The following is a 10,114-nucleotide window of genomic DNA, read 5'->3' as shown; positions in this document are numbered from 1 at the left end:
GCTCTAGCTCCCCTTCGCCCGCGCAATACCTTCCAGGATCAGTCTGCGGGCGTCGTCGGCGTTGCCCCACTGCAGCACCTTGACCCACTTGCCGGGCTCGAGATCCTTGTAGTGCTCAAAGAAGTGCTGGATCTGCTGCAGCGTGATATCCGGCAGGTCGTCGTAGTTCTTGATCCTGTCATAACGCTGGGTCAGTTTCGACGTCGGGACGGCGATGATCTTCTCGTCGCCTCCCGCTTCGTCCTCCATCATAAGTACGCCGACGGGCCGAACGCTCATCACCGCGCCGGGCACGATCGCGCGGGTGTTGGCGACCAGAACGTCGCAGGGGTCGCCATCCTCTGACAGCGTGTGCGGAATGAAGCCGTAGTTACCGGGATAGCGCATCGCCGTGTAAAGAAACCGGTCGACCACCAGCGTGCCGGCATCCTTGTCCATCTCGTACTTGATCGGCTCGCCGCCGACCGGCACCTCGATGATAACATTTACCTCGTGTGGCGGATTGGGGCCGATCGAGATCGCGTCGATACGCATCGGGACTCCGTGAATTGAAGGGGGGCGGTCAATACATGGTCGTCATACGCCGGCTTGATCCGGGTATCCATCTCTCTTCGAGATATCTTCGAGAAAAGCCTTTCGGAAAAAGATGGATGGCCCGTACCACGGCGAGCGCAGGCGATGCCGTCTTTCCCATAGGCGAGCGCAGGCGCTGCCGTTCTTCGAACGACAACGCCGACCGGGATGCTGAATATCGACGATCGGAGATCGAACGTTTAACTCGTCCAGGCGAACGCGACCTTGTCGAGCGACTTTGCCCCGAACCTCTCGGAGGAGCGGGCGACCATGCGCCCGCCCAGCGAACAATAGAATTCCATCGCCGGTTCGTTGTCGGACAGCGCCCAGGTCACCACGCTTTTCAGGCCGCTCTGTATCAGATCGCGCCGGGCCGCGGCGAACAGCCGCCGGCCGAAGCCCAGGCCCTGGAATTCGGGGCGCAGGTAGAGTTCGTAGACTTCACCATCGTACTGAAGGCTGCGGGCGCGGTTGCGGCCGTAATTGGCGTAGCCGGCGATCTGTTCGCCGAAAACCAGAACGCTGATGCGGCTGCCCTTGCGGATCGCGCTGTCCCACCACTGCGGGCCGCGCCGGTTGATCAGCTTTTCAAGCTCCGCGCCGGGAATGATGCCCTGATAGGCCGAGCGCCAGGACTCGTCGTGGGTCGCTGCGACCGCGGATGCATCCGCGACCTTGGCCGGCCGAAGTTCGATCAGGGTCGTGCTCATGGGTAGATCAAAGCAAGTCGGCGCGCGGTCTTCAAGGTCCATCGTTAATTAAGGGTTAATATGTGGATTTCGTGCACCACAGCTGCGACGTTTTGTATCTAAACGGGACAGCGGCGACGTGGGCATGTGCGATTGGAAAGGTAGCGGAAGAGAAAACAGCACCATGAAGTTGTTGCCGCGCTCTGTTGCATCCGCAAGCTGTCCCGGCCTCCGCGCGCTGGTGGTATTGCCGGCCGCTGCAATGCGTTCTCGCACCTGCTGCTGAAGGCTCATCCTTATTCCGCTCGGATGCGGACGATCAACGCCGCCTTGCCGCCAGCGCTTCCCGCGCCGCGCGCTCGCCGCTGTCGCGCGCGCCGTGCGCCGTGGAAAAGAAGTTCGGCGAGGTGGCTTCTCCCGCGAAGAACAGCCGGTCGTCGACGGGCGCGGCGAGGATGGCGCGGGCACAGGCCCGGCCCGGCAGCGCGTGGGAATAGGCGCCTTGCGCGAAGGGGTCGTTGGCCCAGCGCGATTCCGCGAGCGGTTTCAGTTTTCTGCGATAGCTTGAGCCGAGCAGCGCCGTGATTTCCTCGATCGCCTGCGCGGCGAATGCGCCGTCGCCGGCGTCTTCCAGTTCGCGCGCGAAGCTGCCGCCGAAAAAACCCTCGATGCAGGGCTGGCCGAACGGACGCAGGTGATAGGTTCCGATCTTCGTTCGCAGGATCGCGCCGCTCAGGTTGCCGTCTTTCGGCACCATGTTTCCGGGATCGTCGAGGGACAGCATGACCTTGTCGTCGACGCCGAGCGGCAGATCGGACGCGGCGTTCACTTTCGCGGACAGTCCGGGATGGAAGCGGATCGATTCGTTCGCGAGCAGGTTGGTCGGGACCGTGACGATCACCTGCGTCGCGGACAGCGCGCCGTTCGATGTTTCGATGCGAATGCGCCGAGCGGAATGATCGATCCGCTGAACCCGCGTGTTCAGCGCGACAGGGCAGGGCTGGGGGTAGGCCGCGATCAGCGCGCCGTAGCCGTGGCGCACCCGCCAATTTATCTTTGTATCTTCGTAGGCCGTCGTGTCGCGAACCGAGACGCCGTCGAGCTCGCAGCCGTTCACATAGGTCGAGACGGCGTCGATGACCGGATTCCAGCGATTGCCCTGTTCGAGATACCGGCTGGCGACGTCATCGTCATCGTTATCGGCATCGTTCTTCGCTGCTTTCTGGATGCGGTCGTCGAACGCATCCAGCGCGGCAAGGAAGTTCTCTCGCTCGGCCTCAGTGAATCCGGCGGCAAAACTTTGCTCGCGCCATGGGGGCGGCGTCCTGTCGATTTTGAATCCGAGCCTGCCTGCGATCGCAACGAACGAGTTTCTGTCGGCTGAATGCAGCCAGCCGCAGCCGAGATCGAAGAGGATACCGGGGGCGGGGACAATGGTGTGGGCGCGTCCGCCGACGCGGTCGCGGGCTTCCAGCACGATGACGGAGAGGCCGGAGTCTTTCAGGGCATCGGCCGCGCCGAGCCCGGCGGCTCCGGCTCCGATAATGGCGACATCGATGTTGGACAAAAGACTTTGCGACATGTCGCCACTCTGACTAGAGCCTGTTTCTGATGGAATCAGAAGCGGGCTCTATGATTTTATTTTGACGCTTTTCCTACCGATCATCCATCCTCGGGCCAAGCCCGAGGACATGCTTCGCTCGGAAACGCTCTATTGTTTCGGCAGTTTCGCCTTCAGCGCATAGAGCGCATCCAGCGCCTCACGCGGTGACATCTCGTCGGGGTGCAGGGATTTCAACGCTTCGATCAAGGGAGCGGTTTCGCCCCGCGGCGCGGATTCGCCGGCGTCGCGCGAGGGGACCGCGAACAGCGGCAGATCATCCACCAGCGCTCGCACGGTCGATCCGCGATCCTGCGCCTCCAGTTTCGCCAGCACTGATTTCGCTCGCGCAATGACCGATGGAGGAAGCCCGGCGAGCCTGGCCACCTGGATGCCGTAGGAGCGGTCGGCGGCGCCGGGGAGCACCTCATGCAGAAACACCACCTCGCCATGCCATTCCTTGACCCGGACGGTGGCGTTGAACAGCCGAGGCAGCTTTGCCGACAGCGCGGTGAGCTCGTGGTAGTGCGTGGCGAACAGCGCACGGCACCGGTTGTTTTCGTGCAGGTGCTCGATGGTCGCCCACGCGATCGACAGCCCGTCGAAGGTAGCTGTGCCGCGACCGATCTCGTCGAGAATGACCAGCGCGCGTTCCGACGCCTGATTGAGGATGACGGCCGTTTCCACCATCTCGACCATGAAGGTCGAGCGCCCGCGCGCAAGATCGTCGGCGGCGCCCACGCGCGAGAACAGCCGGTCGATGATGCCGATGCGCGCGCGGCTCGCCGGCACGAAACTGCCGACCTGCGCCATCAGCGCGATCAGCGCGTTCTGGCGCAGGAAGGTGGACTTTCCCGCCATGTTCGGGCCGGTGAGCAGCCAGATCTGTCCGGACTCCTCGCTTCCTTCCACCGGAGGAGGTGGCGGCGACAGATCGCAGGCGTTGGCGATGAACGGCTGGCCCGTGCGCTTCAGCGCCTGCTCGACCACCGGATGTCGCCCGCCTTCGATCGCGAAGCTGAGCGAGGCGTCAATGTCCGGCCGTGTATAGTTCTCGTCGATCGCGAGCTTTGCGAGCGAGGCCGCGACGTCCAGTTGCGCGAAGGCGTGCGCGGCGTTGCGTATTTCGTCACCGTTCCGGATCGCCATCGCGGCAAGCCGGTCGAAGATGTCGAGCTCAAGACCAAGCGCGCGTTCGCCGGCATTGGCGATCCTGGCTTCTATTTCACCGAGTTCCGACGTGGTGAAGCGCACCTGACCGGCCAGTGTCTGGCGATGGATGAAGGTGGCGTTCAGGGGAGCGCTCATCAGCCGATCGGCGTGCTGCGCCGTCACCTCGACGAAATAGCCGAGCACGTTGTTATGGCGGATCTTGAGCGTCTTGACGCTGGTCTCCTCGGCGTAGCGGGCCTGCATCGCGGCGACGACAAGGCGGGAATCGTCGCGCAGCTTTCGTGCCTCGTCGAGCGCTGTGTCATAGCCATCGCGGACGAAGCCGCCGTCGCGCTTCATCAGTGGCAGGTTGTCGGACAGCGCATTGCCGAGTTCGTGCGCGAGCTCGCGGGAGGGTTGTCGCAGCGCCTGCATCGCCGCGGCGATTCCTTCCGGCGGATCGGAAAGCTCCGCAAGCCGCGCCAGCGCTTGGTCGGCCGCCATGATGCCGTAGCGCAGACCCGCGAGGTCGCGCGGCCCGCCGCGCCCGAGCGAGAGCCGCGCCAGCGCCCGCGACATGTCCGGCGCGGTCCGCAGGATGGCGCGGACGTCGTCGCGCGCCGCGCTGTCGGAGGCCAATGCGGCGACGGCGTCGAGCCGCCGGGTGATCGCGGCCGTGTCGGTCAGCGGGGCCGCCAACCGTTGCGCGAGGAGGCGCGATCCCGCCGCCGTCATGGTGCGGTCGATGGCGTCGAGCAGCGAACCGCGCCGTTCGCCGGCGAGCGTGCGCGTCAGTTCGAGGTTGGCGCGCGTCGCGGGATCGATCGCCATGGTGCTGCCGGACGCCTCGCGTGACGGTGGCGACAGCGGAGGCCGTTGGCCGATCTGGGTGCGGTCGATATAGGTGACGGCGGCGGCGGCCGCGGTCGCTTCCAGCCGCGACATCACGCTGAGGCCGTCCATGGTGGCCACGGCGAAGTAATCGCACAGCCGGCGTTCGGCGGTCGCGCCGTCGAAGGCGTCGCGGGGCAGCGGCGTCACCGACGGCAGTTCGCGCAGCAGCGCGCCGAGGTCGGGATCGCCATGCAGCGTGTCGGAGACGATCACCTCGTTGGGGTTGATGCGCGCCAGAGTCGCCGCGAGTTCATTGGCTACGCATTCGGTCACCATGAACTCGGCGGTCGAGATATCGATCCAGGCCAGCGCGAAGCGATCGACTCCGGAGGACTCTCGCGCTCGCGCCAATGCCAGCAGGTAATTGTTGGCGTGGGCGTCGAGCAGCGTGTCCTCGGTCAGCGTGCCGGGGGTAACAAGGCGCACGACGTCTCGGCGCACCACGCTCTTGTTGCCGCGTTTGCGCGCGGCGGACGGATCCTCGGTTTGCTCGCACACCGCGACGCGGTGGCCGGCTGCGATCAGCCGGTGCAGGTAGTCGTCCGAGCGTTCGACCGGAACGCCGCACATCGGGATGTCCTCGCCCTGATGCTTGCCGCGTTTGGTCAGGGTGATGCCGAGCGCGCGCGAGGCAATTTCGGCGTCCTCGAAGAACAGCTCGTAGAAATCGCCCATCCGGTAGAACAGCAGCAGGCCGGGATTGGCCGCCTTGATTTCAAGGTACTGTTCCATCATCGGCGTCACCCGCGCGAAAGCGGGGTCTGGCGATGTCGAAACGGCGCGCTGGGTGGTCATGGAGGTGAAGCTACAAAGTTTCAGCGCGGGTTCCTATGACCTTGCGGCGGCGGTGAGCGTTTTCCACGCATCGCTTCTGGGCCGCGCCGTGAAGCATTGTGTTTTTCGCCCTACTCATGAAAGAGCCAGAGAAGAAACAGGAACTGATCAGGATCAGGGGACGGTGGCCCATGCCCCCACGAGGCGCGGGTAGAAAACGCAATATTCGTCGGAAGCAACTTCCTCCAACAGCCGCTGGCGCAGCGTATCGAGCCCTACGATTTCCTCGGTCGCTATTCCCAGCTTCACGATCGCCGGCAGCATGCTGCGCACGGAGTCGATCAGGAAGTCCATCGCGGCCTCGTCAGCGGCCGTTATCCGGGTGAGCCCGGCCATCTGCGGCGTCAGACCCGCGGCACGGAAGGTGCTGAACAGCGCCACCCCCATATCGATCTGGCGTCCGATCCGGCGATAGACTTCACAGATCCAGCCGAGGCATTGTTGAAAAAGCGTCAAGGGCGGATAAACCGCCGCCGTACTCAGATCGAATTCGATAAACGAGATGATCGCTCCCGTCCGCAGACGGTCGCGCAGCCTGCTCAGCGCCTCGGCTGGATTCGCAAGATGGATAAGGATGAATCGACCGATGACGGCGTCGAACCGCGAACAGTCCTCAAGACTTTCGAGCGTTCCCGGCGACAAGCTCGCCCAGCTCTTGCCGTCGGCATCGAGTCGCATCCGCGCAATCGCCAGCGCCTCGGCGGCGGGATCGATTCCCTTCAGGCTTCCCGATTGTGAAACAAGGTCCGCGGCAATCAGGGAAACATCGCCAACGCCGCAACCGACATCGAGAACCTGCATCCCCTTTTTCAATCCGGCGCGCACGAGAAGATCACGCGTGAGACCGGAGAACAGCGCGCCCTGGCTGCCAAGCCTTTCGAGTTCTTGATCGGAATGACCCAACACATAATTTGCGCGGGCCTTGCCATCCTGATCTTCGACCGTCGCAGTGCCGGCTTCGGAAAGAGGCGGATTACTCACAATCTCTCCTAAATCTTTAACACCTTTTACATTTTATCGTGCCTAGGCTGGGAACAGAGGTAGGAAGATGTTGTCGCGCACGATCGAGACGTCACAGGGGCGGTTAGCTTTCCTGGAAAGTTCAGGGAGCGGCACGCCTGTCGTTTTTATACATGGAAACTCGACCTGTCGTGACGTATTTCGGCATCAATTCGAAACAACGCTGGCGACGACACAGCGTATCATCGCGATCGATCTGCCTGGTCATGGACAATCGGATGACGCGCTGGATCCGCAAAAGGCTTACACCATTCCCGGTTATGCGACGACGCTGATCGAGGCGTTGCGATCACTGAACATCACACGGGCGGCGCTTGTCGGCTGGTCGCTGGGTGGACATATCAGCCTCGAAATGATCGGGCAGGGGTTTGATGCCGCGGGCGCCATGATCATCGGCGCGCCGCCCATCAAGCGCGGTATTCTGGGGATGGTCCGCGGCTTTCAGGCACAGCTCGATCTGCTGCTCGCAACCAAAAGCGCGCTGAATGCGCGCGACATCAGCCGATTTGCGCGTGCCTGCGCCGGCGAGAAGCACGCGGCGCGGCTCCATGACATGATCGCGCGCACGGACCGTCGCGCGCGCCAGGTTCTGGGACGTGGATTGCGATCCGGGCTCGGCGTCGATCAACGCTGGGTCGTCGAAAACCTGTCGACACCGATCGCCGTCGTCAACGGTTCGGAGGAGCCGTTCGCACGTCTCGACTATGTGGCAGGTATCTCTTATGCCGCGCTTTGGGATCATCGCTGCCACATCATCGACGGCGTCGGCCACGCTCCCTTCCTCGAAGCGCCCGAGCAGTTCAATCCGCTGCTCCTCCGCTTTCTGGATGATATCCATTGCAGCGGCATCGACACTACATCGCAGCCCCAAATCCGCAGCGTTGCCTGAGCGCGCCAAACCTCACCCAACCAGGCCTCTCCCCAGCTGGGCCTCTCCCCAGCCTAAGCGTCCCCGAGCGCCTGAACCCTTCGAAGGCGTTTCGAAAGGGCATCGATTCCGCGATTCCGCGTAGCTCTCGACCTCGCGCCTCCGAGCCTCGATCACCGCGACGGCGGACGCTGGTGCATCGCCACCTGATCGATTTCCGCATCGGCTGCGAACCCGAATGAGCTGGAGCCTCTGCGAGTTCATGATGTGGCGCGCTGGGGGTTGTTATGTTATGTTGCACCGCAATAAGATTTGAGAAAGTTGTCGGGATGATTCTGAAATGGGGAGCGGAACTGGTTTAAACGGGTTAAGGGATAATCGAATGACCGCGACCAGACCGACATTTCCCGTTCCGGGACATGACCACGACCGCTGCGCCGCCGAGGCGATCAGCCACGCTGAGCAAATCTGTGCGCGGCGCGGCCAGAAGTTCACGCCGATCCGCCGTCAGGTGCTGCAGGCGCTGCTGTCGAGCCATCGGCCCCTCGGCGCCTATGAGGTGATCGAGGAACTGGCGAAATCGATCCCGCGCCCGGCGCCGATCACGGTCTATCGCGCGCTCGATTTTCTGATGGGGAACGGTCTGGTGCACCGGATCGAAAGCCGCAATGCGTTTCTCGCCTGCGGGCACGACCATGATGAGAGTGCGATGGTGGCGTTTCTGATCTGCGAGCAGTGCGGTTCGGTCGGCGAGATTCCAGCAAGCCGCGTGGCGCGGAGTCTGAGCGATGCCGTCCGCACCACGGGGTTCACACCGAAACTGTCCGTGGTTGAAATTACCGGCACCTGCGCGCATTGCCAGAACGCGTCCTAAAATCGAGAGCCGTTGGCCGCGAACTCCCGTTGACGATTTGGTCGACCTCTTCGCTACGATTTTTGTTTATATATCAATGTCTTATATTTATTTGGCGGTGATCTGCCGTCTTTTGAATTCGTCAGCCCCTTTGTTTGGCCGTCGGGACTGGCTATTTCATGCCTTGTAAAGATGCGGCTTTCGGCGTCGCGGCGCTGTGGTAAATGCTGGCCACCGACCTGCAACCGGCGCTCCTTAACTCTGGCATTGATCCGTTGCTGAACATGACGAAAACCTGATATTTGAGACCCCATGAACAAGCTCGAAAATCCGTCGCAACTCGACGCTGCAGGCCCCAAACCACGGCACAACACCACGCGGGTGATGGTCGGCAATGTCGCCGTTGGCGGCGGCGCGCCGATCGTGGTGCAATCCATGACCAACACCGACACCGCTGACGTCGAGGGCACGATCGCCCAGGTCGCGGCCTTGTCGCGCGCCGGTTCGGAAATGGTCCGCATCACCGTGGATCGTGACGAGGCCGCCGCCGCCGTGCCGCATATCCGCGACGGCTTGCGCAAGCGCGGTATCACCACCCCGCTGATCGGCGATTTCCATTATATCGGCCACAAGCTGCTCGCCGATCATCCGGCCTGCGCCGAGGCGCTCGACAAGTACCGGATCAATCCGGGCAATGTCGGTTTCAAGGACAAGCGCGACAAGCAGTTCACCGACATCGTCGAGACCGCGATCAAGTATGGCAAGGCAGTGCGGATCGGGGCCAACTGGGGTTCGCTCGACCAGGAGCTGCTGACGCACCTGATGGAAGAGAACGCCAATTCGGCCGCGCCGCTCGACGCACGTGCGGTGACGCGCGAGGCGATGGTGCAATCGGCGCTACTGTCGGCGAAGCGCGCCGAGGAGATCGGCCTGCCGAAGACCAGGATGGTTCTCTCGGCGAAGGTCTCGGCGGTGCAGGATCTGATCGCCGTCTACCAGACGCTGGCGTCGCGTTCGGACTACGCGATCCATCTCGGCCTCACCGAGGCCGGCATGGGCTCGAAGGGCATCGTCGCTTCAAGCGCCGCGCTCGGCATCCTGCTCCAGCAGGGCATCGGCGACACGATCCGGATTTCGCTGACGCCGGAGCCAGGCGGCGACCGCACGCTGGAAGTTCAGGTCGCGCAGGAACTGTTGCAGACCATGGGCTTCCGCACCTTCGTGCCGCTGGTTGCGGCCTGTCCGGGATGCGGGCGCACCACCTCCACCACGTTCCAGGAACTGGCGCGGTCGATCCAGGATTTCATCCGCGACGAAATGCCGAATTGGAAGGCCCAGTATCCGGGCGTCGAGCAGCTCAACGTCGCGGTCATGGGCTGCATCGTCAACGGTCCCGGCGAATCCAAGCATGCCGATATCGGCATATCGCTGCCGGGCACGGGTGAGGCGCCGGCCGCGCCGGTGTTTGTCGACGGCAAGAAGTTCAAGACGCTGCGGGGACCGGCGATCGCGCAGGACTTCAAGGCGCTGGTGATCGATTACATCGAGCAGCGTTACGGCAGCGGCGCCAAGGCGCGGGCCGAAGCGGTGAGCGCGGCGGAGTAGCCGGCTTATAGCGTTTTCGATCGAAG

Annotated in this window: 8 protein-coding genes; 3 read left to right on the top strand and 5 right to left on the bottom strand. The window is 63.2% G+C overall.

The window, feature by feature from the left end; genetic code table 11:
• Positions 1 to 3: 3 nt before the first annotated feature.
• From ppa to NWI01_RS03700, 5 genes are all read right to left on the bottom strand, one after another.
• The gene (ppa, locus tag NWI01_RS03725) at positions 4 to 534 is read right to left on the bottom strand and encodes an inorganic diphosphatase (protein WP_141382603.1); all 531 of its coding nucleotides are present in this window, start codon (positions 532 to 534) and stop codon (positions 4 to 6) included.
• Positions 535 to 773: 239 nt separating this feature from the next.
• Positions 774 to 1,283, bottom strand: coding sequence for a GNAT family N-acetyltransferase (locus tag NWI01_RS03720; RefSeq protein WP_141382602.1), 510 nt, complete (start codon positions 1,281 to 1,283; stop codon positions 774 to 776).
• Positions 1,284 to 1,581: 298 nt separating this feature from the next.
• Positions 1,582 to 2,844 carry a flavin monoamine oxidase family protein gene (locus tag NWI01_RS03710; RefSeq protein ID WP_141382600.1) on the bottom strand — a complete coding sequence of 421 codons (1,263 nt, stop codon included), beginning with the start codon at positions 2,842 to 2,844 and terminating at the stop codon, positions 1,582 to 1,584.
• Positions 2,845 to 2,973: 129 nt separating this feature from the next.
• Positions 2,974 to 5,703 (bottom strand): DNA mismatch repair protein MutS, encoded by a 2,730-nt coding sequence (mutS, locus tag NWI01_RS03705; protein ID WP_141382599.1) that lies wholly within the window; start codon positions 5,701 to 5,703, stop codon positions 2,974 to 2,976.
• A 153-nt stretch (positions 5,704 to 5,856) separates the two neighbouring features.
• Positions 5,857 to 6,723 (bottom strand): class I SAM-dependent methyltransferase, encoded by an 867-nt coding sequence (locus tag NWI01_RS03700; RefSeq protein WP_141382598.1) that lies wholly within the window; start codon positions 6,721 to 6,723, stop codon positions 5,857 to 5,859.
• Positions 6,724 to 6,790: 67 nt separating this feature from the next.
• Between NWI01_RS03700 and NWI01_RS03695 the strand changes: the two genes are divergently transcribed.
• The 3 genes from NWI01_RS03695 to ispG all read left to right on the top strand — a co-directional run bounded on the left by NWI01_RS03695 (position 6,791) and on the right by ispG (position 10,088).
• Positions 6,791 to 7,651, top strand: coding sequence for an alpha/beta fold hydrolase (locus NWI01_RS03695; RefSeq protein WP_141382597.1), 861 nt, complete (start codon positions 6,791 to 6,793; stop codon positions 7,649 to 7,651).
• A 361-nt stretch (positions 7,652 to 8,012) separates the two neighbouring features.
• On the top strand, positions 8,013 to 8,504 hold the full coding sequence (locus tag NWI01_RS03690) for a Fur family transcriptional regulator (protein ID WP_041345321.1): 492 nt from the start codon (positions 8,013 to 8,015) through the stop codon (positions 8,502 to 8,504).
• 291 nt (positions 8,505 to 8,795) lie between these two features.
• Positions 8,796 to 10,088 (top strand): flavodoxin-dependent (E)-4-hydroxy-3-methylbut-2-enyl-diphosphate synthase, encoded by a 1,293-nt coding sequence (gene ispG, locus NWI01_RS03685; RefSeq protein WP_141382596.1) that lies wholly within the window; start codon positions 8,796 to 8,798, stop codon positions 10,086 to 10,088.
• Positions 10,089 to 10,114: the final 26 nt, after the last annotated feature.

Source organism: Nitrobacter winogradskyi (genome assembly GCF_006539545.1).
Taxonomy (GTDB): Bacteria; Pseudomonadota; Alphaproteobacteria; order Rhizobiales; family Xanthobacteraceae; genus Nitrobacter; species Nitrobacter winogradskyi_A.
This window is presented reverse-complemented; position numbering and strand designations above follow the sequence as displayed.